Annotated in this window: 20 protein-coding genes; 18 read left to right on the top strand and 2 right to left on the bottom strand. The window is 60.4% G+C overall.

Features of this window, described 5'->3' with window-relative positions; all coding sequences use genetic code 11:
* The first annotated feature begins 78 nt into the window (after positions 1–78).
* The 3 genes from IMCC21224_RS13105 (at position 79) to IMCC21224_RS27820 (ending at position 7,058) form a co-directional block, all read left to right on the top strand.
* Entirely contained in the window at positions 79–5,814 is a 5,736-nt protein-coding gene (locus tag IMCC21224_RS13105; protein ID WP_156178261.1) for a DUF11 domain-containing protein, read from the top strand.
* A gap of 195 nt (positions 5,815–6,009) precedes the next feature.
* A complete protein-coding gene (locus IMCC21224_RS13100; protein WP_047995734.1) occupies positions 6,010–6,723 on the top strand; it encodes a hypothetical protein in 714 nt (237 codons plus the stop codon).
* A gap of 149 nt (positions 6,724–6,872) precedes the next feature.
* Complete coding sequence (locus tag IMCC21224_RS27820) at positions 6,873–7,058, top strand: hypothetical protein (protein WP_156178259.1); 186 nt, start codon at positions 6,873–6,875, stop codon at positions 7,056–7,058.
* A gap of 436 nt (positions 7,059–7,494) precedes the next feature.
* Here the strand turns inward: IMCC21224_RS27820 and guaD are convergent, their stop codons facing one another.
* Entirely contained in the window at positions 7,495–8,781 is a 1,287-nt protein-coding gene (gene guaD / locus IMCC21224_RS13095) for a guanine deaminase (RefSeq protein ID WP_047995733.1), read from the bottom strand.
* Positions 8,782–8,917: 136 nt separating this feature from the next.
* Between guaD and mgtE the strand changes: the two genes are divergently transcribed.
* From mgtE to IMCC21224_RS13070, 5 genes are read left to right on the top strand one after another with little or no spacing between them, the layout of a single operon-like run.
* Positions 8,918–10,312, top strand: coding sequence for a magnesium transporter (mgtE, locus tag IMCC21224_RS13090; protein WP_047995732.1), 1,395 nt, complete (start codon positions 8,918–8,920; stop codon positions 10,310–10,312).
* A 2-nt stretch (positions 10,313–10,314) separates the two neighbouring features.
* Positions 10,315–10,878, top strand: coding sequence for a 5-formyltetrahydrofolate cyclo-ligase (locus tag IMCC21224_RS13085; RefSeq protein WP_082135326.1), 564 nt, complete (start codon positions 10,315–10,317; stop codon positions 10,876–10,878).
* A 49-nt stretch (positions 10,879–10,927) separates the two neighbouring features.
* A complete protein-coding gene (locus IMCC21224_RS13080) occupies positions 10,928–11,740 on the top strand; it encodes a TIGR00282 family metallophosphoesterase (RefSeq protein ID WP_047995730.1) in 813 nt (270 codons plus the stop codon).
* Complete coding sequence (locus IMCC21224_RS13075) at positions 11,737–12,678, top strand: DMT family transporter (protein ID WP_047995729.1); 942 nt, start codon at positions 11,737–11,739, stop codon at positions 12,676–12,678. Before IMCC21224_RS13080 ends, IMCC21224_RS13075 begins: the two co-directional genes overlap by 4 nt.
* A 20-nt stretch (positions 12,679–12,698) precedes the next feature.
* On the top strand, positions 12,699–14,483 hold the full coding sequence (locus tag IMCC21224_RS13070) for an SLC13 family permease (RefSeq protein ID WP_047995728.1): 1,785 nt from the start codon (positions 12,699–12,701) through the stop codon (positions 14,481–14,483).
* Here the strand turns inward: IMCC21224_RS13070 and IMCC21224_RS13065 are convergent.
* Positions 14,474–15,208, bottom strand: a complete 735-nt coding sequence (locus IMCC21224_RS13065) for a glutamine amidotransferase (RefSeq protein WP_047995727.1) — start codon at positions 15,206–15,208, stop codon at positions 14,474–14,476. The genes IMCC21224_RS13070 and IMCC21224_RS13065 overlap by 10 nt on opposite strands.
* Before the next feature lie 118 nt (positions 15,209–15,326).
* Here IMCC21224_RS13065 and IMCC21224_RS13060 point away from each other — a divergent pair, with 118 nt between their 5' ends.
* The 10 genes from IMCC21224_RS13060 (at position 15,327) to IMCC21224_RS13015 (ending at position 24,745) form a co-directional block, all read left to right on the top strand.
* Positions 15,327–16,067 (top strand): YebC/PmpR family DNA-binding transcriptional regulator, encoded by a 741-nt coding sequence (locus tag IMCC21224_RS13060; RefSeq protein WP_047995726.1) that lies wholly within the window; start codon positions 15,327–15,329, stop codon positions 16,065–16,067.
* A gap of 107 nt (positions 16,068–16,174) precedes the next feature.
* The gene (locus tag IMCC21224_RS13055) at positions 16,175–16,768 is read left to right on the top strand and encodes a LysE/ArgO family amino acid transporter (RefSeq protein ID WP_047995725.1); all 594 of its coding nucleotides are present in this window, start codon (positions 16,175–16,177) and stop codon (positions 16,766–16,768) included.
* Positions 16,769–16,807: 39 nt separating this feature from the next.
* Positions 16,808–17,710, top strand: a complete 903-nt coding sequence (locus IMCC21224_RS13050) for a DMT family transporter (protein WP_047995724.1) — start codon at positions 16,808–16,810, stop codon at positions 17,708–17,710.
* A gap of 128 nt (positions 17,711–17,838) precedes the next feature.
* Positions 17,839–18,036, top strand: a complete 198-nt coding sequence (locus IMCC21224_RS13045) for a hypothetical protein (RefSeq protein ID WP_047995723.1) — start codon at positions 17,839–17,841, stop codon at positions 18,034–18,036.
* A gap of 218 nt (positions 18,037–18,254) precedes the next feature.
* Positions 18,255–18,830 carry a transcriptional regulator BetI gene (gene betI / locus IMCC21224_RS13040; protein WP_047995722.1) on the top strand — a complete coding sequence of 192 codons (576 nt, stop codon included), beginning with the start codon at positions 18,255–18,257 and terminating at the stop codon, positions 18,828–18,830.
* Complete coding sequence (gene betC / locus IMCC21224_RS13035) at positions 18,827–20,332, top strand: choline-sulfatase (protein ID WP_047995721.1); 1,506 nt, start codon at positions 18,827–18,829, stop codon at positions 20,330–20,332. The genes betI and betC overlap by 4 nt, the downstream gene beginning before the upstream one ends.
* Before the next feature lie 76 nt (positions 20,333–20,408).
* Positions 20,409–21,866: a betaine-aldehyde dehydrogenase gene (betB, locus tag IMCC21224_RS13030; RefSeq protein WP_047995720.1), complete on the top strand. Its 1,458-nt coding sequence runs from the start codon at positions 20,409–20,411 to the stop codon at positions 21,864–21,866.
* A 151-nt stretch (positions 21,867–22,017) separates the two neighbouring features.
* Entirely contained in the window at positions 22,018–23,658 is a 1,641-nt protein-coding gene (gene betA / locus IMCC21224_RS13025; protein WP_047995719.1) for a choline dehydrogenase, read from the top strand.
* A gap of 96 nt (positions 23,659–23,754) precedes the next feature.
* On the top strand, positions 23,755–24,384 hold the full coding sequence (locus IMCC21224_RS13020; protein WP_231582080.1) for a thermonuclease family protein: 630 nt from the start codon (positions 23,755–23,757) through the stop codon (positions 24,382–24,384).
* Positions 24,385–24,475: 91 nt separating this feature from the next.
* On the top strand, positions 24,476–24,745 hold the full coding sequence (locus IMCC21224_RS13015) for a DksA/TraR family C4-type zinc finger protein (protein ID WP_047995717.1): 270 nt from the start codon (positions 24,476–24,478) through the stop codon (positions 24,743–24,745).
* Positions 24,746–24,898 lie beyond the last annotated feature (153 nt).

Here is a 24,898-nt window from a genome sequence, read left to right as displayed (position 1 = left end):
CAGCCCCCGCCATGTTTCTCGGCGGGGGCTTTTTCCCTCGATTTTTTTGTAACCACACCTTCTCAAAGGAGCGAACTGATGCGCAGTTTTCTTCGTATGATGGGTTTTTGCGCGGTAACCGCTGTACCCCTCTCTACGATCCCCGATATGGCTCTGGCCGCTCCGACACCCGCTGGAACGATTATCCGCAACATCGCCCAGACCACCTATTTCAATACCGCGCTTGGCCTGATGGAGACCGTAAGTTCGAACCCGGTCGAGGCACGCGTCACCGAAGTTCCCGCTCTTGAAGTCGAAGGGTACACCGACCTGATCCTGTCTCGCGGTACCTTCGCGCAATATTATTTCCAGGTTAGCAATGTCGGCAACATGCCGCTGCAGATCAACCCGCGGATCACGACACAGGGCAACGACGAACTCATTGCTGAGGCTAGCCTGGTGCTTGACCTGAATGGCAATGGGATGGTCGATCCGGGCGAACCTGTTATCGATGAAACCTATTCCGCCTCTTTGGCAGCGGGTGAGTATCTTAGCTTCATCTACAGCTTCCGGGTCTCGGCGACTGCGCAAACCGGTGACCGGTTCTCCGCAACCCTGACCGCCACGGCAGGGAACGAAGACGAAGCCGCGCCGCTGATCGGGGCCGCTGACGGGCGCACCACCATCGTATCGGCAGCACTCGAGCTTGAAAAAGAGCAGACCATTCAGCCTGGCGACGACAGCACTGTGCTGCGCTATGGCCTGCGTCTGCGCAACAACTCAGAAGCGCCGGTCGAAGGATACAATGCGATTGATGGCGCGACTCTGCGCATTGATGGCAGCACCGTCACCGGCGTTCTGCTGCGAGACGAGATCCCGCTCAACACCGTGTTTGAGCGAATCGAGCAGACAGGCGGCATGGAGGCGCTGTTTCACAAGCGTGGCGACGCCGCGCAGACCTACACGACCCGGGCTCCGTCCGAGTCGGCTGATGTCGACGCGATCGCCTTTTTCCACCAGGGAAACTACCCGGTGGGCCGCTCTAGCGATCCGGCGTTTTCGGTGCGTGTTGACCATGCGCTTGGCGCGGTTGTCGTTGACAACATGGCCCAAACCTATGTTGGTGGCGGCGATGACGCCTTTGCGTTGAATTCGAACCCCGTCACCCACGATCTTATCTCGGGGCAGGACGCGACACTTAATTTCATCAACCCCGAGACCGGAGAGACGACCGATTCCGGGCAGCTCGAAAGCGACTTGAACCTGCGTATCGTTGCGGGCGCCTGTAACCTGAGCCAAAACATCGACACGGTTTCGGTTTCGGTGCGCAGCACGATCACCGGCGATGTTGAAACCGTTCTGGCCCGCGAGACCGGCGTAAATACCGGCGTGTTCCTGATCGCGCCGCTGCCGGTGGCTGTTATGGCGCAATCCCGCACGGGCGATGGTGTGATGGCTTCGGCACAGGGGGATATGCTGTACGCTCAGGCGCGCTGCGGCGACACCATCCTCGAAGACGATCTGATGATCGATCCCGGCAACTTTCTGTTCAACGCGATCACCAACTTGCCTGTCGATGCGGTTACAATTGCGCTGCTTGATGTTTCAACTGGTCGCGAAGTTGCGCGGGTCGAGACTGATGCACGCGGCTTTTTCGCCTTTGGCGATGTCGATGCGGGCAACTATCGTTATGTGACCGTCGATGCCCCCGAGTGGAGCTTTCCCTCGGTTCGGCTGGATTTCCCCGGCTTTGGCCGTGCGGTGACCGATGCCGCCTTTGGTGCAGAGTTCACTCACATCGGTGGCATGCTGGCTGTGTCGGACATTCCCGTTGACCCGTTTTACGGCGCGCCGATTGCCCTGAGCAAACATGCGGACCGCACCCGTGTGTCGCAGGGGGAATTTGTGACCTACACGATGGATGTTACCAACAACATGCATCAGGCGCTGGTGGATGCGCAGATTCTTGACCGTCCGCCGTTTGGCGTGGCGCTGGTCGAAGGCTCGGTTTCCCTCGAAGGTGAGGCGCTGGCCGATCCTGTCCGCGACGGCGACAACGACCTGATCTTCAACCTCGGTATTCTGGCACCGCTGACCAGCTATGAGCTGAGCTATGTGATGCATTTCACCGCCGCTGCCCGTGAAGGCCGCAACGAAAACTCTGCGCTGCTGTCAGGCCGTCAGGCTGGCACTGGAACCGCGCGGCAGTCGCCGCTGGCCCGTGCCATGGTGCGGCTGGACAATTCTGGCGGCGTGTTTTCCCGCCAGGGCACTGTTGTCGGTACCGTTTTCATGGATTGCGACGGCAATGGTGTGCAGGACGACATCCAGGGCGATGAACGCGAGCCGGGTATCCCGGGGGTGCGTATCGTGACCCAGGAAGGTTTGTTTGTTGTCACCGACATCAACGGTAAATATTCGCTGCCCGCTCTGCGTCCGGTCACCCACGCCTTTCAGGTTCAGGGTGAAACCCTGCCTGTCGGCACCGAAGTGAGCGTGACACGCACCAACGACCTGCGTCGTGGTGGATCGCGTATCGTGCCACTGCGCCGCGGCGAGTTGCGTACCGAAAATTTTGCAGTCGAGGCCTGTACCCCCGAGGCGCTGGCCGAGATCAACGTACGTCGCGACCGCTTTGCCGAAAATGAGGGCCCGAACACCCTGACTGCGGCCGATCTGCCCATCGAAGGGCAGCGCAATCCCACACGTTCGGTACGCTCTGATGCCGGTATCCCCACCACCACCCAGCTGACCGGTAAAATGCTGGCTGACGAGGTAGATGAGGCCGGGCGCGCGCCACTGGCTGGCAAAACCGCCACTGCGGCAGCCCGCCGTCCGCTGGAAAGCATCGTCCGCAGCCTGAACTCAGAGCCGGGTTTCCTCGACTTCGAAGATGGCGAGACCGTCGGCCGTCGCACGCAGAATGTTCGGGTCAAGGGCAAAGGCGACCTCACGCTCGGGCTCAAGGTCAACGGCCGCGCCATTGGTGGCGACCGGATCGGAGAGCAGACCAGCTGGGCTGCCGAGAACGTGCAGGCGGCAGAATTCGTCGCGGTCAAGCTGCGCCCGGGTGAAAATACCCTGACGCTTGTGGGCAAAGATGGCTTTGGTATCGAACGTATGAGCCACCAGATCCGTCTGATCGCCCCCGGCGACCCCGCCCGGCTGGAGATAATTGCACCTGATACTGCCAGTGCGAATCCGGTCTCTGTGGTGCCTGTTGTTGTGCGTATCCTGGATTCACGCGGTCTGCCGGTTCCGGCTTCGGCCACTGTGACCCTGCGTGCGGACAAGGCGCTGTGGGATGTGACCGATATCCGCCCCGGCACTCCCGGTGTTCAGGTCTATATTGACAATGGTGAGGCCACCTTTGGTCTGATCCCGCCGCAAGTTTCGGGTCCGGACACAATCACCGTTTCCGGTAGCTTTGACAGCGCTGAAACCCGCGTCACATTTACGCCGGATCTGAACGAACGGATCATGATCGGTGTGATCGAAGGCGCGGTGTCATTGAGCGGCGGGACCGGTGGTCCGCTGTTGCCGGCCGATCAGTTCAGCCATTTTGAGGATACCACAACCGGACTCCGCGGCGAGATCTACCTCAAGGGGGCGATCCGGGGCGATGCACTTCTGACGCTGCGCTACAGCTCGGATCGTGATACCGAGGATCGTCTGTTCCGCGATATTCAGGGTGACGAATACTATCCCGTCTATGGCGACAATTCCGAGCGCGGTTATGACGCCCAATCTTCGACCAACCTGTATGTAAAGGTGGAAAAGGGCCGGTCTTACGTTCTCTATGGCGATATCGCGATCGAGCCGGAATCGACAGCCTTCAAGCTGGGCGGCCAGCGCCGCGTGGCCACCGGTGCCCAGGCGCACTGGGAAAACGACCGCGTCTCGGTCACCGTCTTTGGCGCCTATACTTCGCAAGAACAGAAGGTGGTGGAATTTGCCGGTCGCGGTGTTTCAGGTCCGTATGACCTGACCCTCGACGGCTATGTCGATGGCTCTGAGCGGGTGGAAATCCTGGTGCGTGACGAAGAGGGTGGCGACATCCTGTCCGAGACACCGATGCGCCGTGGCACCGATTACCTGTTGGACTATTTCCGCAACACCATCACCTTTGATGATCCGGTGCGTCAGTTCGATATCGACGGCAACCCCGTGTCGATCCGTGTGACTTATGAGATCGAAGAGGACGACGCTGACCGGTACTGGTTGTACGGCGGCGAGGTGAATTATTCGGTGAACGATCGCACCACAATCGGCGCCCGCGTCGTGCACGCCGATGCCGAAAAGGGTAATCCCGCCCGCGAGCGGATTCAGTCGGCCTATCTGCGCCACGAGACCATGGCTGGCGGCATCTGGGAGGCCGAGGTGGCCCGTTCCGAAGATGCCAATGGCCGGTCTGACTCGGCTGTGCGTCTGTCCTACGATATCCGCACCGATCGCGAGCGCCTGAGCTTTGAGGCCATTCACACCGGGCGCCATTTTCGCGCCGGTGGCGGGCTGGCACGCGCTGGCACCACCCAGATACGTCTGTCCTATGGGCTTGAGCTTAGCGCCAAGAGCGATCTCGAAGTGGCCGCCGAATATGTAAAGGACCGCATCAACGATACCGAGCGGCTGACTGTCGACGCGCTCTATTCGCGACGCTTCACCGACCAGTTCCGTGGCGAGATTGGCGTTGAACTTCAGCGCAAGCGCAGCGGCGGTGACACCTCGGATCAGGCGTCTCTGATCCTGGGTGGCCATTGGACCCCGACCGACCGCGCCGGCACATCGGTAAAGGCGCGCCTGCGTCTGCCGATTGCAGGCGAAGGCGATGATCCTGCCGAGCTGATCCTTGGCATGTATCGTGAGGCCAAACCCGGCTGGCGGTCTTACAACGAGGTCGAGCTGACCTTTGGTGACAACATGGTGATCAGCCGCGCCCGGCTGGGCATGGAATACCGGATGACCGACTGGCTGAGCGGCACACTTGAAATCAGCGAAGCCCCCGGCGATCAGGAAGAGACGTTGCACAAGGGCTTTGAGGCTGTCTGGGAAGTGAACGGCCTGACCACACTTCGGCTGGATATCGAACATTCGCGCAAGGCCAAAAGCGGTCGCGATCGTCTGACCAGCATCGCAATCGGTGCCAAATGGGAAGACAACGATGGCACCTTGGTTGGCGACGCTGATTTCGACACCACGATCGAAGAGGACGGCAACACCTACTATGGCAGCCTTGGCATCGCGGCGCAGGTCAATCCCGACCTGGCGGTTCTGGCCCGCACCCGTGTCGCGCTGGATCAGCGCAACGGTGAGGATTTCCGCCGCGCCCGTACCCGGATCGGTGCAGCCTATCGCCCGCTCAAGAATCCGCGTCTGGACGTGCTGGCCTGGTACGAGCACCGGCTGGAACAGAAACATGGCCGCACGGAAACCCACATGTGGTCGGTTGATGCCAGCTATGAGGCAAACGAAGATCTGCGCCTCAACGGGAAATACGCTGGCCAGCATCAAACTATCACTGCAGGCCGGGCCAATACCTCTGCCACGACCCAGTTGCTCCAGGCCGGTGTGAACTACGAGTTTGGCAACGAACGGTTCCAGATTGGCCTGAACGCTGCGCATCTGTGGGACGATGCCGGCAACGCGACCAGCGGGTTGGGCGCCGAGTTCGGCTTTGCCGTGGCAAAGGGCGCGATGCTCGCCATTGGGTACAACGCCGTCAATGGACGTGTGACAGGACAGTCCGATCTCTATCAGGAGGGGTTCTACTTCCGCTTCAACCTGCTCCTGGACAATAGCCTGTGGGATCGGCTCGACAGTTTTCTCGGTGAATAGTTTCCCTTCTATTGCCGAGAAAAGGGGGCCACACCGCAAGCGCATCTGCGGTGTGGCCGACTTACGTTCTAAGAACCAATAATGCCGGCGCATAAACGCCTATACCTATGCACTTTTAATTGCCTCTTCGCACTTCCCACGGGCACGGCCCCTGCCTGTAGAAATCTTCCATAATTGTTTCTAAAGGAGGCTATAATGAAGATCCAAACCATTTCACTCTCTTTGGCACTTGCTGCGGCTATTGCAGTGTTTCCAGAATATTCGGCTGCGCAGTCGTTTGGGCTAGACCAGATGAAAAAAGCCGGGACCGCTTATTCTGTCGATTTCGGCGCGCTTCCGACTGCCGGGAAGGGTTCAATTACGCTGCGGACTCCCACCATCAGTTCGCGAAGCGGCGGTGGCAAGAAATCTTATTTTCGACCCAAGACCGGCAGTCACGCCGTTCGCCTGCGGCATCTGATCGGTTTCGCCGAAGCCAGCCGGGATGATTATGATTCAGTTCAGCACGGCGCAAGGACGCGGCCAGTTAAGCGGCCGACCCAGATGACCCTGGCCGAGATATTCATCTGGATCAAAGCCACGCCTGGACAACCCCATGCCATTGGCCGCTATCAATTTATTCCGTCGACACTGCGCCACCTGGTGCGCCGCGCAGGGATAGGCACGGGAACCGTGTTCTCTCCTCGGCTTCAGGATGTCCTGGCCGATCTTCTGCTTGAGGATGCGGGATACAGCACGTTCATGGCTGGGCAAATGAGCCGCCGTAAATTCATGCACAATCTTGCGGGGATCTGGGCAGGGTTGCCAACTTCGACTGGCCGGTCCCGGTATCACGGCTATGCGGGAAATCGGGCGACAATCAGCTGGCCGTTCTTTGAAACCGAAGTCGCCAATATTTTCGGAAGATGACGCATCCGGCTGCATCCGCCCTATGCGAAAGTATAGGGTGAGATACGCAAAAGTATAAGAACTGGCTCTTTATAGAGCAAAATGAACGTTCGGAAGTGATGATTGATCAGGCCAAAGTGTTAATATCAAAGAATAGGAGGACGTAAGAAATGGAAATTCAAGCTTCAAACACGCCGTCGCAACAGGATCACCGCATGCAAAGTGTAATTGCTTGTGTAGATATATCCGCCCATATCCAAATACAGGGCGAGATCGAGTGGCAGCGCGGCGATGTAGCCAGCTTAAAGGTTTTTTCGAAATCCTATGTCGGACGCATGGTATGCAAATCTAGCTGAACGCGGATTTGAATCCGTGATGACAAAATTGAAAATAGAAAAATATAATACAGAATAGAGGCGCCGCTATGGATCAAGTTGCAGAGTACCCGGACGGTCCAAACCTCGCCGCTCTTCTATGTGCGAGTCTGATCACCGGGGCGATTTTCGCCTCAATCGGGGTATTTAACGGCTCAGGGTTTATTTCAGTGTATTTTTTATATTGTATTGGTGGAGTGATAGGGTTGTTCGTTCCAACGGTCGTTTTCTTCATGCCCAAGTTTAAAAAACGTTGCCCGGCATAAAGCACGGATATCGTGCTGAGTGGAAACCTCGGCCATCTGCACAAAGTTTTCGGTTTGTGCCATGCCGCCCGATAATTTGAACGTGATGCGCTCGACGCGGTCAGCCTGATTTTACCATGCAAATCAGGCGTCTGCCCAGCTCCGATAGCGGACTACCGGCGGCACCCATTGATCCAGACATCGTGTATTGCCCGGTCATCGCCCATCATGATTGTCGGGAACAGCGCCTCCCAGATATCGTTCGCTCGGTCCGCGCGCTGGGCAATGGCTGGGGTCGAGGTAAGGTTGAGGACCATCAGATCCGCGTCCATCCCCGGTGCCAGGTTGCCGATCCGGTCGCCCATATGCAGAGTGTCCGCAGATCCGACGGTGGCGAGCCACATCAGCTCTGCCGGATGCAGGGCGCGCCCGCGCAATTGGCCGATCTCGTAGGCCGAGGCCATAGTGCGCAGCATCGAAAACGACGATCCGCCCCCGGTGTCTGTGGCCAGCCCGATCCGCTGCCCCTCGCGCATGAGGCCATCCATGTCAAACAGACCCGAGCCAATAAAGGTGTTGGATGTCGGGCAATGCACCATTGCGGCGCCGACTTCGCGCAGGCGGGTGCGCTCGCGCGGCTCCAGATGGATCGCGTGGCCGTACAGTCCGCGTGCCCCCAGCAATCCATGCGACTCGTAGGTGTCAAGGTAGTCGCGGGCCTGCGGAAAGAGGGATTTGACCCAGGCGATCTCGTCCAGTTGTTCGCTCAGATGGGTCTGCATCAGGCAATCGGGATGTTCAGCCCAAAGCGCGCCCATCGCGGACAGTTGTTCCGGCGTCGATGTTGGCGAAAATCGTGGGGTGATGACATAAGACAGCCGGTCCACGCCATGCCAGCGCTCCAGCAGCGCTTTGCTGTCGTCATACCCCGATTGCGCTGTGTCGCGCAGGCCCTCGGGGGCGTTGCGGTCCATGCAGGTCTTGCCTGCGAACAGCCGCTGACCCCGCGACTGCGCCTCTTGCATCAGGGCGTTGACGCTGTGCGGATGGATCGTGCAGTAGCTACATACCGTGGTGGTGCCGTGCGACGCCGTCAGGTCCAGATACAGTTGCGCGGCGTCTGCGGCATAGTCCGGATCGTCAAAGCGCATCTCTTCGGGGAAGGTATAGCTGTTGAGCCAGTCAATCAGCCGCTTCCCCCAACTGGCGACAATTGCGGTTTGGGGGTAATGCGCGTGGGCATCGACAAAACCGGCGCAGATCAGCGCATTGCCGTAGCGTACCTGTTCCGCCTGGGGATGGGCGGCGATCAGCGCCGCACCGTCGCCGACGGCTACAATCAGCCCGCGGTCGATCAGAACGCCGCCGCTGGCGCTGTGACGCGCCGCGTCCGGCCCGCGTTCAAACGGCGATCCCTCAAAGCTTAGGGTTTGCCCCAGAAGTAGCGTCTGCCTGCCCATTCTCACCGCCTCGTTGCCGCATTTTCCACCGCAGCAGATTAGGCGCGGCCTGCGGAAAGGTAAATCTTTCTCGGCTCTGTTGCTTGGCGGGGGGATACCCTAATGTCACCAGAGAAACGCGAACGACGGGGCAGGCATGGCTGACAACACCGAAACACAAAACCCCGAGTCTGATTCTGACGAAGCGGCGTATACGCTGGACCGCAAGGCCGTTGCAGCGATCCTGTATGCGGTCGATATCAACGACCGCGAAAAGCTGATCGAACTGATGGAGCCGCTGCACGCGGCTGACATCGCCGACCTTTTGGAACAGATCAACGCTTTTGACCGGATGCGGCTGATCAAGCTGTACGGACAGGAATTCGACGGCGAGATCCTGACCGAACTGGACGAGTCGATCCGCGAAGAAGTCATCGGCCTGCTGCATCCCGAAGTGCTGGCCGACGCGGTGCGTGAACTCGACAGCGACGATGTGGTCGACCTGCTGGAAGACCTTGAACAGAACCAGCAGGACGCGATTCTGGATGTGCTCGAGGACAGTGACCGGGTGGCGGTGCAGCAATCGCTGACCTATCCGGAATACTCGGCCGGTCGTCTGATGCAGCGCGAGGTGGTGATGGCGCCCGAGCATTGGAACGTCGGGGAAGCCATTGATTTTTTGAGGAATTCCGAAGATCTGCCAGAGCAGTTTTATCACATCGTTCTGGTTGACCCTCGGTTGCGACCGGTGGGGAATGTTGGCCTGGGCACGTTGATGTCGTCGCGCCGCGAGGTGATGCTGCAATCCATCGTGTCCGACACCTTTCACGTGATCCCGGTGACGCGGTACGAGGGCGACGTGGCCTATGCCTTCAACCAGTATCATCTGATTTCGGCCCCGGTGGTGGACGAAAACGAACGTCTGGTGGGGGTGATCACCATCGACGACGCGATGGCCGTGCTGGACGAGGAACACGAAGAGGACATCCTGCGTCTCGCCGGTGTTGGCGAAGAAAGCTCGCTGTCGGATACGGTGCTGGAAACCACACGGCAGCGGTTTCCCTGGCTGGCGGTGAATCTGGTAACGGCGGTTATGGCCAGCATGGTAATCTCGCAATTCGAGGCAGCGATTGCACAGGTGGTCGCGCTGGCGGTGCTGATGCCGATCGTGGCGTCGATGGGCGGCAACGCGGGCACGCAGTCACTGACTGTCGCGGTGCGGGCGTTGGCGACCAAGGATTTGACCGGCTCAAACGTTTGGCGGGTGATCCGGCGTGAAATTATGGTCGGTCTGATCAACGGCGTCGCTTTTGCTGTCGTCATGGGAATTGTGGGCGTGGTCTGGTTTGGATCTCCTGCGCTGGGCTATGTGATTGCCACGGCGATGGTGATCAACATGGTGGTCGCGGGGTTGGCGGGTACGGTGATTCCGGTGGTGCTGGAAAAGGCAGGCGTCGATCCGGCGCTGGCCTCCGGCGCGTTTGTGACCACGGTGACGGATGTGGTTGGATTCTTTGCATTCCTTGGGTTGGCAGTCTTGGTGCTGTTGTGAGCTTGGCCGACCAAAAGGCCGCAGCGCGCAAAGCTGCCTTTGACCGTCGCAAGCTGGCGCATAACGTGGATCGGGGTAACAGTTCGGCGTATCTGTCCGAAGTACTGGCCGGATATCGCGGTGTCCCAGTTTCAGGGTTCCTGCCAATCCGAACCGAGATTGACCCCCGGCCAGCAATGGCCGAAGCGGCGGCGCATGGCCCGGTGGCGGTGCCGGTGATCCTTGGCCCGGACCGGCCGCTCAGGTTCTCGCGGTGGGAGCCGGACGCGCTGTTGCGCGATGGACCGTTTGGTGCGCAGGTGCCTGCGACGGACGATTTCCTTGTCCCAGAGATTGTGATTGTCCCGCTTGTTGCCTTTACCCGCAGCGGCGGGCGTCTCGGCTACGGCGGCGGTTTCTATGACCGCACGCTAGAACAATTGCGCGGCAGACGGGCGACGCTTGCCATCGGTTTTGCCTATGCGGCGCAAGAGGCCAAAGCGTTGCCGTTGGAAGCCACAGACCAGCCGCTGGATCTGATTGTCACCGAATACGGGATCATTTCCCCGGATCGTTCAGGCGCATGAGTTCGATTAAGGCTTTGCTTTCCCTGCGCTGCAGATTACCCCTCGCAGCATGAGAACGCTATTTCTGGGTGATGTGATGGGCCGCGCCGGGCGTGCGGCCATCACCGAACATCTTCCACGGCTGCGCAGCCAGTGGAAACTCGATTTTGTTGTCGTCAATGGCGAGAATGCGTCAAGCGGCATGGGCCTGACCGGTGAACACGCCAAGGGGCTGCTGGATGCCGGGGCGGATTGCGTGACGCTGGGCGATCATGCCTTTGATCAAAAGGACATGCTGAGTTTCATCGAGAATGAGCCCCGTATTGTGCGCCCGATCAACTTTGCCAAGAATGCGCCGGGTCGCGGGCATCGCCTGTTCACCGACGCACGCGGGCGCAAGGTTCTGGTGGCGCAGGTGCTGGGTCAGGTGTTCATGAAACGGGCCTATGACGATCCGTTTTCGGCCATCGACGCGGTGCTGCGGGCGCATCCGCTGGGCGGGCAGGCGCAGATGATCCTGGTGGACATGCATTGTGAGGCGACCAGCGAAAAGATGGGAATGGGCCATTTCTGCGATGGACGCGCCAGCCTTGTGGTGGGCACCCATACTCATGTGCCGACCGGTGACGCGCAAATCCTGCCGGGTGGCACCGGCTATCTGTCTGATGCAGGCATGTGCGGCGACTACAATTCGGTGATTGGCATGGACAAGGCCGAACCGATGCGCCGCTTTGTCACCGGCATGGGCAAGACACGGTTTCAGCCCGCATTGGGCGAGGCGACGCTGTCCGGCGTTCTGGTCGAAACCGATGATCGAACCGGCAAGGCCACGGCGCTGCACATGATCCGTCAGGGCGGTCGGCTGGAGCAATCCGGGCCATGACAACGCCGACGCTTCGGGCACTGGCGCTGCCTTTGGCGGCGCTGATCCTGTGTGGTGCAGCCTGGGGCGGGACGCAACCGCTGTCCAAACTCGCGGTGAGCGAGGGGTATCGCCATTTCGGTCTGATTTTCTGGCAGATGGCGATTGGTGCTACACTGTTGGGGGTGGTCACTGTTCTGCGCAGGCGCGGGTTACCGTATCAGGTGCCGCATTTGCGGGTCTACCTGGTGCTGGCGCTGATCGGATCGGTCCTGCCCGGCATCGCGTCGTATTCGGCAGCGCGGCATCTGCCGTCTGGCGTGCTGTCAATCCTGCTGAGTTCGGTTCCGATGCTGGCGTTTCCGGTGGCGCTGGCGCTGGGCAACGACCATTTCCACTGGAAGCGGCTTTTCGGCCTCAGTCTGGGCATGGCTGGCGTTTTGCTACTGGTGCTGCCGGACGCCAGCCTGCCAGAGGCGGCGCAGGTGCTTTGGGTGCCGGTGGCGCTGATCGCGTCGGCGTTTTATGCGCTGGAAGGCAATGTGGTGGCGCGCTGGGGCACCGCTGGGCTCGACCCGGTGCAGGCGCTGTGCGGTGCGTCGATGGCCGGAGCGGTAATCACGCTGCCGCTGGCACTGATCAGCGGTCAGTTCATCGACCCGCGCGGCCCGTGGGGTGTGCCGGATCTGGCGTTGATCGCGTCGTCGCTGCTGCATGTGATCGCCTATACCGGCTATGTCTGGCTGGTGGGGGCAACGGGGGCGGTCTTTGCGGTGCAGGTAAGCTATCTGGTCACGTTGTTTGGCGTGACCTGGGCAATGCTGTTCCTGCACGAGGTTTATTCGCCCTATATCTGGGCAGCGCTGGGCCTTATGTTCGGGGGCTTGGCGCTGGTGCAGCCACGCCCACGCGCACAGCTTGCGCCGATCATGCCGACTGGTAACAATGCAGACGTTTGACTGCGGGGGACGCACGCGACATGGACTTGTTTGACTTTGGCCAGACGACCCAAGCTTACATCACCATAGCGGTGGTGCTGGGCATGTTTGCGCTGTTCGTCCGTGAAACCTATCCGACCGAAGTGGTGGCGATCTCTGGTTCGGCCATGCTGCTGGTGTTGGGGGTTCTGCCATACGACGATGCGCTTTTGGTGCTGTCCAATCCCGCGCCGTGGACCATTGCGGCGATGTTCATTGTGATGGGGGCGCTGGTGCGCACCGGGGCGCTGGATGCCTTTACGACACTGGCGCAGGCGCAGGTCAAGAAACGGCCAAAGGTGGCGATGGCTGGCATCATTGCCGTTGTAGTGCTGGCCTCGGCGTTTATGAACAATACGCCTGTCGTTGTGGTGATGCTGCCGATCTTTGTACAATTGTCCAAGGTGATGGGCGTTGCGCCGTCCAAGCTGCTGATTCCGTTGTCTTACGCGGCCATTCTAGGGGGGACCACAACGCTGATTGGCACCTCGACCAACCTGTTGGTGGATGGGGTTGCACGCACGCAGGGGCTAGAGCCGTTTACCATATTTGAGGTCACGCCGCTGGCGCTGATCCTGGTGGCGGGCGGCATGGCGTATCTGGGGCTGGCGGGACGCTTTCTGTTGCCCGAGAGAAGCAGCATGGCCGGGATGCTGACCGATCGCAGCCGGATGAAGTTCTTTACCGAGGCGGTGATTCCGCCCGACAGTAACCTGATTGGTCGCGAGGTACTGGGCGTTCAGTTGTTCAAGCGCGAAGGTGTGCGGCTGGTCGATGTGGTCCGCGGCGACGATTCGTTGCGGCGCAATTTGGCCGAGGTGACGCTTCAGGTCGGGGACCGGGTGGTTCTGCGCACGCAGATGACCGAATTGCTCAGCCTTCAGGCCACCAAAGAGCTAAAGCGCGTCGATCAGGTTTCGGCGGTGGAGACCTCGACCGTCGAGGTGCTGATCACCCCGGGGTGCAAGATGGTGGGCCGGTCGCTGGGTGCGCTTCGGCTGCGGCGGCGGTTCGGGGTCTATCCGCTGGCGGTGCATCGTCGCAATCAGAACATCGGCCGCCAGCTGGACGAACTTGTGGTGCGGGTGGGTGATACCCTCCTGCTCGAAGGGGCGCCGGGCGACATTCAGCGTCTGGCCGAGGAAATGGCGCTGGTCGATGTCTCGCAACCCTCGGCACGGGCGTACCGGCGCAGCCATGCCCCGATTGCACTGGCGTCACTGGCGGGCATTGTGGTGCTGTCGGCGCTGAACATCGCGCCGATCCTGGCGCTGGCGGTGATCGCTGTGGCGGTGGTGCTGCTGACCCGGTGCATCGACGCGGACGAGGCGTTTTCCTATATCGAGGGTCAGTTGCTGGCGCTGATCTTTGCCATGCTCGCCATTGGCGCGGCGCTGGATGCCTCGGGTGCGGTGTCGTTGATCGTCAGTTGGGTGGCTCCGGCGATGACATCGCTGCCGCCGGTGCTGATCGTGGGGGCGGTGTTCCTGCTGACCTCGACCCTGACCGAAATGGTCAGCAACAACGCCGTGGCCGTGGTGATGACGCCAATTGCCATTGGTCTGGCCAGTGCGCTGGGGGTCGATGCCCGGCCTCTGGTGGTTGCGGTGATGGTCGCCGCCTCGTGCAGCTTTGCCACGCCGATCGGTTACCAGACCAACACATTGGTGTACGGTCCCGGCGGCTATCGATTCAGCGATTTCCTGCGGGTGGGCATTCCGATGAACATTGTGATCGGCGTTCTGGCGTCGATCGCGATCCCGATGCTCTGGCCGCTTCAGCCGTAACGGCGGATGAAATTTGCGATAATCCGTTCGGGCCAGGTCACATTGCTGTCGTGGCACATGGCGATCAGCGCGTCGGCCTGATCGGGCGGGAAATAGCCACGATCCTTGTAGGCACGGATGCGGGTGGCAAAGCCATCTGCGTCGGCTTCGGGGTGGAACTGGGTCGCATACACATTTGCACCGTGGCGGATCATCTGGAACGGGCAGGGGCCCGAGGTCAGCAGATGTGTGCAGCCGGGGGGTAGCGATTGCACCGCTTCTTTGTGCCCAACAAAGGCACTGAACTGCGGTGGCAGGTCCGCCAGGAGCGGATCGCCGACACCATCGGGTGTGGTAATGCAGGTGACAGCGCTGACCGGTTCACCATGTTGCGACTTGTTGACCGTGCCACCCAGATGATGCGCCAGAATACCGATGCCATAACAGCAGCCCAGAAACGGCAGGTCGTGGGCGGTGATTGCGGGCATCAGCGACAGAATTTGCGCCTCGGCGCGCGCCTCTTCTGGGCGTTTGTCGGCGGGGGCATCGCTGACGCATCCGGGGCCGCCGCCAACGATCACGCCAGCATAATCGCGCGGGTCCAACCCCTTGGGCAGGGTCTCGGACTCGAGCCGCAGCCGGTGGGTTTGGTCGGCCCGCAAACCGCCCTTGGCCAGAAAGGCGGTGTATTCGTCATCGCTGGCCTCGGTTTCCGGGCGCAGCTGAAGGATCAGAATGCGGCTCATGACTGCGACTTAGCCCAAATCCCTGTGCGGGGCCAGCCTGCGCGGGCTTGCGAGCAGACCCTGTCCTGCCATATAGACGTTCGAAATTCAGCCATCAACGCAAGCAGGAGGCATCGCCATGGCCGGCCATTCCAAATGGGCAAACATCCAGCACCGCAAGGGGCGCCAGGACGCGGTGCGAGCAAAGCTGTTCTCGAAATTGTCGAAAGAGATCACCGTCGCGGCCAAGATGGGCGATCCCGACCCGGAAAAGAACCCGCGTTTGCGTCTGGCCGTCAAAGAGGCCAAATCGGTGTCGGTCCCCAAGGATGTCATTGACCGCGCTATTAAAAAGTCCATCGGTGGCGATGCCGAGAACTATGACGAGATCCGCTATGAAGGCTACGGCCCCAACGGTGTCGCCGTCATCGTTGAGGCGATGACCGACAATCGCAACCGCACCGCGTCCAATGTCCGGTCGACCTTTTCCAAGAACGGCGGCAATCTGGGCGAGACGGGATCGGTCGCCTTTATGTTCGAGCGCAAGGGCGAGATCACCTATTCCACCAGCGTTGGCGATGCAGACACCGTGATGATGGCCGCCATCGAGGCGGGTGCCGAAGACGTTGAATCGTCGGACGAAGGCCATATCATCTGGTGCGCCGACACCGACCTGAACGAGGTGGCAACCGCGCTCGAAGCTCCATTGGGCGAGTCGGATTCAACCAAGCTGGTTTGGAGACCGGGGACCACAACCGAGCTGGATCTTGACGGAATGCAGACCCTGATGAAGCTGGTCGAAGCGCTGGAGGATGACGACGACGTACAGCGGGTCACCACCAACTTCGAGGCCAGCGACGAGGTTATGGCGCAACTCTGAGTCCTTTGACCGGGCGGCGTGGTCGGGTGTCGAACCGGCCATCCACGTCGGCCATTTGTCCAAATCGGGTTTGTGCACCAAATCAGGCCGCAGCATCGGAGACATAGATGAAATCGGTTGTCGCGGGATTTGGACTGGGGCTTTCACTGATCCTTGCGATCGGGGCGCAGAACGCCTTTGTCCTGCGGCAAGGTTTGTTGCAACGGCACGTCTTGGCGGTCTGTGTGACCTGTGCGCTGTCGGATGCGCTGTTGATTGCCGCCGGGGTTGCGGGCTTTGGCGCGATCAGCGCGGCCTGGCCCTGGTTCGAACCTGCGATGCGCTATGGCGGTGCGGCATTTTTGTTGTGGTATGGCGCGCGCAGCTTTCTGGCGGCATGGCGCGGTGGGGGCACTCTGGTCGCGGGGGACGCGGCCGGGGGACTTCGGCGCGCCATGGTGACCTGTCTCGCGCTGACCTGGCTCAACCCGCATGTGTACCTGGATACTCTGGTGCTGCTGGGGGCTGTGTCAGCGCAGTATGACGGCTTGCAATTTGCGCTAGGCGCGATGATGGCATCGTTTGTGTTTTTCTTTTCATTAGGTTACGGCGCTCGGCTTTTGGCGCCGCTGTTTGCAAGGCCGGGTGCGTGGCGCGGCCTAGAGGTCATCATCGGCATGACGATGTGGACCATCGCCCTTGTGCTGCTGTTCGAGGGATAACCGCTTGCGTCCGTTCTTCCAGAGGTGTTCATAAGGCCCATGGCAGAAACTGTGCAACGTCCGGTCGCGGGCATCATGTGGATGGTGGTGACGGGACTATGTTTTGTCATGGTCACGGCGCTGGTCAAATCACTGGGCTCGGACATGCCCGCGGCCGAAAGTGCCTTTTTGCGCTACTTTTTGGGGCTGGTGTTCCTGCTGCCGGTCTGGCGTCAACTAACGGCACTGCGTCTGACCCGGTGGCAATGGGCGCTGTTTGGCCTGCGTGGGGTACTGCATACGCTGGGGGTGGTCTTATGGTTTTTCGCCATGACCCGGCTACCATTGGCCGAGGTCACGGCGATGAATTATCTCACTCCGGTCTATGTCACACTGCTGGCGGTTGTCGTTCTTGGCGAACGGCTGGCGTTTCGCCGGATACTGGCGATATGCGCGGCGCTGGTTGGGGCATTCATGATTCTGCGGCCCGGCTTTCGCGAACTTGATTCCGGGCATTTTGCGATGCTGGGCACCGCGTTGTTGTTCTCGGGCTCATACCTGATCGCCAAGATCACGTCGGATGAGGTGTCGGCAGTGATTGTGGTCGCACTGCTGTCGGTGACGGTGACGATCGGCCTTGCTCCTTTTGCGCTGCTCCATTGGGTGACGCCGGGGCCGGGGAATCTGGCGGTGCTGTTTGGCGTAGCCTGCTTTGCTACGGCGGGGCACTATACGATGACCCTGGCCTTTGCCGCTGCGCCGGTGTCGGTGACGCAGCCGGTGACGTTCCTGCAGCTTGTGTGGTCCGTGCTGCTGGGGTGGGTGTTCTTTGCTGAACCGGCAGACATGTGGGTGATCGCGGGGGGCAGTGTGATTCTCGCGTCGATCAGCTTTATTTCGTGGCGCGAAGCGCAGCTGAAGCGGCGGATGATCACGCCACCCAGCCCCGCGACCAAGGTTTAGGCCAACCCATCAATGTGGAGGCGGGCGCACATTGTTTCGCCTTTCGAAAACATACCCATTTCCGCGCAAAATTGTGCCGCAATCGCCGTGCAGGTTCAGAACTGTAGAGTTTTTTACCGGAGATTGTGATGTTTACCAATAATGCCCTGACCGAGAATTTCGAAGAGGTCCGCGATTTTCTGCTGACCGAGCGCGCAAAAGTATTGTCCGATGCGGAATGGCGGTTCCGCATGCGTGGTTATGGCTACAGCCTGCGTCGGACCGACGCTGGTGTCGAGATCGCGCGCCTGCCGCAAAACAGCATTGTCGGAATGCTCGACGCCTGATCTGATCGGTCGTTTCCCTTCGTGGGGATTGGCTTGCGGTGTCATGCGGATGCCGCCTGCACCACGTTGAAACGTCTTAATCCATGGCTGCCTTTGACCCGCAGTTTATGGGTCTTGGGGATTTAAAACGTTCAGATCAGCCGAATTTCTGCCGGCAAATCATTGATTGACTGGTCAGTCAATATCCGGCATCCTGTGTCCCGAATTAAGGGGGCACAATGCCAAAGATCGGAATGGAGCCAAAGCGCCGCGCAGCGTTGGTCGAAGCCACGATCGGTGAGATCGGGAGTGTCGGTTCGCTGGACGTGACGGTTGGTCAGATTGCACGGCGGGCCGGGATGTCGCCGGCGTTGGCGCACCACTATTTTGGGGGCAAAGCGCAGATATTTCTGGCCGCGATGCGCCATATCCTAAGCCAATATTCCGCAGAGGTGCGCAGCTCTTTGCGCGACGCCGCACCCGAACAGCGGTTGCGGGCGATCATCGACGCGAATTTTGCCCAGAGTTGTTTTGAGCCGGATACCATAAGCGCATGGCTGAATTTTTATGTGCTGGCGCAGCGTGATGACGAAGCGGCGCGGCTGCTGCGGATCTACCAGCGTCGGTTGCGTTCAAATTTGCTGCATGCCTTGCGGAATCATGTGTCTGACCCGGCACCCGTGGCCGAAGTGCTTGGCGCGCTGATTGACGGCATGTATCTGCGCGCAGCACTGGATGGCAACGGGTTAAGCCGGGACGCCGGGTCGCGGGTGTGGGACGCCGCGCGTGCGATGATCACAAAGGGGCAGATATGACACAGAACATTTTGATCATAATGGTGGATCAGTTGAACGGCACACTGTTCCCCGATGGTCCGGCAGACTGGTTGCACGCCCCCAATCTCAAGGCGCTTGCCGCGCGTTCCACCCGGTTTCGCAACGCCTATACCGCCAGCCCGCTTTGTGCGCCGGGGCGGGCGGCGTTCATGTCGGGGCAATTGCCCAGCGGCACTGGGGTCTACGATAACGCGGCTGAATTTGTATCCAGCATTCCGACCTATGCGCATCACCTGCGGCGTGCGGGCTATCAGACCTGCCTGTCGGGCAAGATGCATTTTGTCGGTCCCGACCAGATGCATGGGTTTGAGGAACGCCTGACCACCGACATCTATCCCGCCGATTTTGGCTGGACCCCGGATTACCGCAAACCCGGTGAACGCATCGACTGGTGGTATCACAACATGGGCTCGGTCACGGGGGCTGGTGTGGCCGAAACCAGCAACCAGATGGAATATGACGACGAGGTGGCGTTCAACGCCTGTGCCAAACTTTATGATCTTGCGCGGGGCGGCGACGACCGGCCATGGTGCCTGACCGTCAGCTTTACCCACCCGCATGACCCTTATGTGGCGCGGCGCAAATACTGGGACCTCTATGAGGATTGCGCGCATCTGGAACCCGAAGTTCCGGCGATGGCCTATGACGACCACGACGCTCATTCAAAGCGCATTTTTGACGCCAATGACTGGCGGTCCTTTGACATCACATCCGATCATATCCGCCGGGCGCGGCAAGCGTATTTCGCAAATATCTCGTACCTTGATGACAAGGTGGGCGAGATTATGGATGTGCTGGACCGGACCCGGCAAGAGGCGGTGATCCTTTTTGTCAGCGATCACGGCGATATGCTGGGCGAACGTGGGTTGTGGTTCAAGATGTCGTTTTTTGAGGGCTCTGCCCGCGTGCCGCTGATGGTCTGCGCACCGCAGATGCAACCGGGGCTGGTGACTGACCCGGTGAGCAATATCGACGTCTGCCCGACCCTATGTGATCTGGCAGGCGTCAGCATGGCCGAGGTTAGTCCCTGGACCACAGGCGAAAGTCTGGTGCCACTTGGGCAGGGCGGCACACGCAAAAGCCCTGTCGCGATGGAGTACGCCGCCGAGGCATCTTATTCGCCGCTGGTTTGCCTGCGGCAAGGGCAGTGGAAATACACCAATTGCGCGTTGGACCCCGAACAGTTGTTCAACCTTGACGCTGATCCGCACGAGTTGACCGATCTTGCTGAGGTTGTTGATCATGCCGAGGTGCTGGAACGGTTCCGCATCCTAGCTGCTGAACGCTGGGACCTTGAGGCATTTGATGCCGATGTGCGCGAAAGTCAGGCCCGCCGCTGGGTGGTCTACGAGGCGCTGCGTCAGGGTGGATACTATCCTTGGGATTATCAGCCGCTGCAAAAGGCGTCGGAACGCTACATGCGCAATCACATGGATCTGAACGTTCTGGAAGAGAGCAAACGCTTTCCTCGGGATGAATAAAGCACCGGCGTAGGGTGACGCGAAGACCCGGACGTAACTGGCTTACTCTGCTGAATAAACTGCCGTCGGAGGCATCATGACTTATCCCACCCAACCCAAAGCCAGCCACTACATCGACGGCGCCTATGTCGACGATACCAGTGGCGACGTGATCGACGTAATCTATCCAGCCACCGGTGAGGTTATTGCCAAAGTCCATGCGGCCACTCCCGCGATTGTCGAGCAGGCGATGGTTGCTGCGCAAAAGGGGCAAAAGATCTGGGCGGCGATGACCGGGACCGAGCGTGGCCGCGTTCTGCGCCGCGCTGCCGACATCATGCGCGAACGAAACCATGATCTGTCGGTGCTGGAGACCTGGGACACTGGCAAACCTTATCAGGAAACCTCGGTCGCGGATGCCACAAGCGGCGCCGACGCGCTGGAGTATTTCGGCGGTCTGGCAGGATCGCTGACTGGCGAACATATCCAGCTTGGCGAAAACTGGGTCTATACGCGGCGCGAGCCTTTGGGCCTGTGTGTGGGGATCGGGGCATGGAATTATCCGACGCAGATCGCCTGCTGGAAGGGCGCCCCGGCGCTGGCCTGCGGCAATGCGATGATTTTCAAGCCGTCCGAGACAACGCCGCTCTGCGCGCTCAAGGTGGCCGAGATCCTGACCGAAGCGGGCCTGCCCAATGGCGTCTATAACGTGGTGCAGGGCATGGGCGCGGTTGGCGCGTCATTGGTCACCGACCCCCGCGTCGACAAGGTGTCGTTGACCGGATCTGTGCCGACGGGCCGCAAGGTCTATGCTGCTGCCGCTGCAGGCATCAAGCATGTGACGATGGAATTGGGTGGCAAGTCACCGCTGGTGGTCTTTGACGATGCAGACCTTGAGGATGCCGTGGGCGGGGCCATTCTGGCCAATTTCTATTCCTCGGGGCAGGTCTGCTCCAACGGCACGCGGGTCTTTGTTCAAAAGGGCATCCGCGCACGGTTTGTGGCCCGACTGGCTGAACGTTTGGGTGACGCTGTGATCGGCGATCCGATGGACCCAAACACCAGCTTTGGCCCCATGGTGTCCGAGCGGCAGTTGCAGATTGTACTGGGCTATATCGACAAGGGCGTCGCCGAGGGTGCGCGACTGGTCTGTGGCGGAGAACGCATTGATAAAAAAGGGTTCTGGATCACACCTGCGATCTTTGACGGGGTGACCGACGACATGGCCATCGCGCGGGAAGAGATCTTTGGCCCAGTGCTCTCGGTGCTCGAATTCTCGGATGAAGACGAGGTGATCGCCCGCGCCAATGACACTGAATTTGGTCTGGCAGCGGGGGTGTTTACCCAGGATCTGAAACGCGCGCACCGCGTGGTCGCGCAGTTCGAGGCGGGGACCTGTTTCATCAATTCCTACAACGACGCGCCGGTCGAGGCACCGTTCGGGGGCATGAAGGCCTCGGGTGTGGGCCGCGAGAATTCAAAGGCGGCGATTGAGCATTATTCGCAGCTCAAGACTGTGTTTGTGCGCATGGGAAAGGTAGAGGCGCCGTTCTGAGGACGCGCGTTTTCCGAGGCTCCCGCCCACCCACCCCCGCGTCGGAAAACGCGCATCCGGGGTGGCCGGAAGAGACGGATATTCGTTAGGACGCCGGTGATAGGCAGATCTGCCCCTCACCGCGCGAATTCAAGTAGAATGGGTGAGAGCGATGGACGCGGATTTTGTAATCGTGGGGGCCGGGTCGGCGGGGTGTGCCATGGCGTACCGGTTGGCCGAGGTAGGCAGGGACGTGTTGGTGATCGAGCATGGCGGATCGGACGCCGGGCCGTTCATCAACATGCCCGGCGCGCTCAGCTGTCCGATGAACATGAAGATGTACGACTGGGGCTATCAGAGCGAACCCGAGCCGCATCTGGGCGGCCGCCGACTGGCCTGTCCGCGTGGCAAGGTGATCGGCGGATCCTCCAGCATCAACGGTATGGTGTATGTGCGCGGTCACGCGATGGATTATGATCACTGGCGCGAAACCGGCGCCGACGGCTGGGGCTATGCCGATGTGCTGCCCTATTTCCGCCGGATGGAGCATTGGCACGGCGGCCAATCGCCCTGGCGCGGAACTGATGGCCCGTTGCATGTGAGCCGGGGCAAACGCGACAACCCGCTGGTGCAGGCCTTTGTCGAGGCAGGTGTGCAGGCGGGCTATGAGGCGACCGAGGATTACAACGGCGCACAACAAGAGGGGTTTGGCCCGATGGAGGCCACGATCCACAACGGCGAACGCTGGTCAGCCGCCAAGGCCTATCTGCGTCCGGCGCAGAAGCGGGGGGCGCGTGTGGTGCGGGCGCTGGCGCAGCGCGTCGTGATGCGGGACGGGCGCGCGGTCGGAGTCGAAGTGCTGCGCGGCGGTCGGATTGAGGTGATCACGGCGCGCCGTGAGGTTGTGTTGGCGGCATCTTCGCTGAACTCCCCCAAGTTGTTGATGCTGTCGGGCGTGGGGCCTGCGGCACATCTGGCCGAACATGGTATCCCGGTTGTCGCGGACAGGCCCGGTGTCGGGCAGAATTTGCAGGACCATCTTGAGCTGTATATCCAGATGCAGGCGACCCAGCCGGTGTCTCTGTTCAAATACTGGAACCTGCTGGGAAAAGCATATGTCGGGGCCCGCTGGCTGCTGCGCCGCGACGGGCCGGGGGCGTCGAACCAGTTTGAATCGGCGGCCTTTGTCCGCTCTGCCGCCGGGGTGCCCTATCCGGACATCCAGTATCACTTTCTGCCGCTGGCGGTGCGCTACGACGGCAAAGTGGCGGCCGGCGGGCACGGGTTTCAGGCGCATGTCGGGCCGATGCGGTCCAAGTCGCGCGGCGCGGTCACATTGCGATCTGCCGATCCGGGGGACGCGCCAGTGATCCGGTTCAACTACATGAGTGATCCGGACGACTGGCGCGATTTTCGCACCTGCATCCGCCTCACGCGCGAGATTTTTGGTCAGGCGGCGTTCGCGCCCTACGCGGGGGCGGAAATCCAGCCCGGTGCAGCCGTGCTGTCGGATGCCGATCTGGACGCCTTCATTACCGAACACGCCGAGAGCGCCTATCATCCCTGCGGCACCTGCCGGATGGGACGGGCGGACGATGCGAATGCGGTTGTGGACCCGCAAGGCCGGGTGATCGGAGTCGACGGTTTGAGGGTGTCGGATTCTTCGATTTTCCCACGCATCACCAACGGAAACCTCAACGCGCCGTCGATTATGGTCGGGGAGAAGATCGCCGATCATGTGCTTGGTCGGTCTTTGCCGCCGTCAAACGATCAGCCGTGGATCAGCCCGCGCTGGGAGACCGCGCAGCGTTAACTTTCTCGACTGGTAAGAGTTGATATCGGGGTGTGATGATCCGATATTAACCGCATGTTAAGAGTTTGTTCACTAATTGTCCTATGTCTGATCGGAATGTCTGCTGCGGCGGATCCGCAGGGTGCATTAGGCGTGATTGATGGCGACACATTTGTGGTTGACGGGATGCGGATACGGCTTTTCGCCGTCGATGCGCCCGAAGCCGACCAGTTGTGCGGTGGTGATCAGATCCCGGTTTGGGAATGCGGTGCATGGGTTACGCAGCAGGTGCGCGAACGGTTTGATGGCCAGCAGGCTGTCTGCAAAGGCCGCGAGCTTGATCGCTACGGGCGGCTTGTGGCGACCTGCCGCGTCGCCGGGGCTGATCTGGGGGCAACGCTGGTCCAAGATGGGCTGGTGTTTGCCTATCGCAAATACGGCTGGGATTATGATCTTGAGGAAAAGGCGGCTGTGATCGCTGGGCGCGGTCTGCATGCCGGGTCGGTACAGGCGCCCGCAGCGTTTCGTCTGGCTGGGCGCAAGGCGCAGTCCAGCGGCGCAGCACAGTCGTCGGCCCCAGAAGGTTGTGCAATCAAGGGCAACATTTCGGCCAAAGACGTGCGGATCTATCACGTTCCGGGCCAGCGCTGGTACGCGGAAACAAGGATATCGGTGACCAAGGGAGAGCGATGGTTCTGCTCTGAGGCGGAGGCCCAGCAGGCAGGCTGGCGTCGCGCCAAACAGTGACCAGCTCGCGCGGGGCTTTGCGCGACGCCTGCGAAATTGCTAACATTCTGCCAACACAGTTAACGACACACCTGCACAGGAGTGAAAGAATATGGCCGGAGGATGGACCCGCGACGGCGCGGTCAGTGAACAGATCGAAGCGTCCATTGCGGACGAACTGGCGCGGCTCAAGGCCCGGCGGGGACCGATGGGCGAAAGTGCCCTGGTCTGTGTGGAATGCGAAGAGGTGATCCCCGAGAAACGGCGTCTGGCGATTCCCGGGGTCAAACTGTGCATCGAGTGTCAACAAGAGAGGGACGTGTCCTTCAAGGCGCGCGGTGGAATCAACCGGCGGGGTTCAAAAGATTCACAGTTGAAGTGAGCCTTGGACGACCATAACCCTTAAGAGTTGGATTTCTTGAGGGACGATAGAAACCCGTCCTACCCTTAGACCGGTCGGATGGCCAAAGCATTTGGGCCTCGCTTCTCGTACTCAATTGAACGTGTGGAATAGGAAAAGGCAGAACCGGTCCGG

This window comes from Puniceibacterium sp. IMCC21224, assembly GCF_001038505.1.
Taxonomy (GTDB): Bacteria; Pseudomonadota; Alphaproteobacteria; order Rhodobacterales; family Rhodobacteraceae; genus Puniceibacterium.
The sequence above is the reverse complement of the archived record's forward strand: the minus strand, read 5'-3'. Positions and strand labels throughout refer to the sequence as shown.

Coding starts and splice junctions, on each gene's coding strand:
- IMCC21224_RS13105 (WP_156178261.1), top strand. CDS start 79: ATGCGCAGTTTTCTTCGTATGATGGGTTTTTGCGCGGTAACCGCTGTA.
- IMCC21224_RS13100 (WP_047995734.1), top strand. CDS start 6,010: ATGAAGATCCAAACCATTTCACTCTCTTTGGCACTTGCTGCGGCTATT.
- IMCC21224_RS27820 (WP_156178259.1), top strand. CDS start 6,873: ATGGAAATTCAAGCTTCAAACACGCCGTCGCAACAGGATCACCGCATG.
- guaD (WP_047995733.1), bottom strand. CDS start 8,781: ATGGGCAGGCAGACGCTACTTCTGGGGCAAACCCTAAGCTTTGAGGGA.
- mgtE (WP_047995732.1), top strand. CDS start 8,918: ATGGCTGACAACACCGAAACACAAAACCCCGAGTCTGATTCTGACGAA.
- IMCC21224_RS13080 (WP_047995730.1), top strand. CDS start 10,928: ATGAGAACGCTATTTCTGGGTGATGTGATGGGCCGCGCCGGGCGTGCG.
- IMCC21224_RS13075 (WP_047995729.1), top strand. CDS start 11,737: ATGACAACGCCGACGCTTCGGGCACTGGCGCTGCCTTTGGCGGCGCTG.
- IMCC21224_RS13070 (WP_047995728.1), top strand. CDS start 12,699: ATGGACTTGTTTGACTTTGGCCAGACGACCCAAGCTTACATCACCATA.
- IMCC21224_RS13065 (WP_047995727.1), bottom strand. CDS start 15,208: ATGAGCCGCATTCTGATCCTTCAGCTGCGCCCGGAAACCGAGGCCAGC.
- IMCC21224_RS13060 (WP_047995726.1), top strand. CDS start 15,327: ATGGCCGGCCATTCCAAATGGGCAAACATCCAGCACCGCAAGGGGCGC.
- IMCC21224_RS13055 (WP_047995725.1), top strand. CDS start 16,175: ATGAAATCGGTTGTCGCGGGATTTGGACTGGGGCTTTCACTGATCCTT.
- IMCC21224_RS13050 (WP_047995724.1), top strand. CDS start 16,808: ATGGCAGAAACTGTGCAACGTCCGGTCGCGGGCATCATGTGGATGGTG.
- IMCC21224_RS13045 (WP_047995723.1), top strand. CDS start 17,839: ATGTTTACCAATAATGCCCTGACCGAGAATTTCGAAGAGGTCCGCGAT.
- betI (WP_047995722.1), top strand. CDS start 18,255: ATGCCAAAGATCGGAATGGAGCCAAAGCGCCGCGCAGCGTTGGTCGAA.
- betC (WP_047995721.1), top strand. CDS start 18,827: ATGACACAGAACATTTTGATCATAATGGTGGATCAGTTGAACGGCACA.
- betB (WP_047995720.1), top strand. CDS start 20,409: ATGACTTATCCCACCCAACCCAAAGCCAGCCACTACATCGACGGCGCC.
- betA (WP_047995719.1), top strand. CDS start 22,018: ATGGACGCGGATTTTGTAATCGTGGGGGCCGGGTCGGCGGGGTGTGCC.
- IMCC21224_RS13020 (WP_231582080.1), top strand. CDS start 23,755: ATGTCTGCTGCGGCGGATCCGCAGGGTGCATTAGGCGTGATTGATGGC.
- IMCC21224_RS13015 (WP_047995717.1), top strand. CDS start 24,476: ATGGCCGGAGGATGGACCCGCGACGGCGCGGTCAGTGAACAGATCGAA.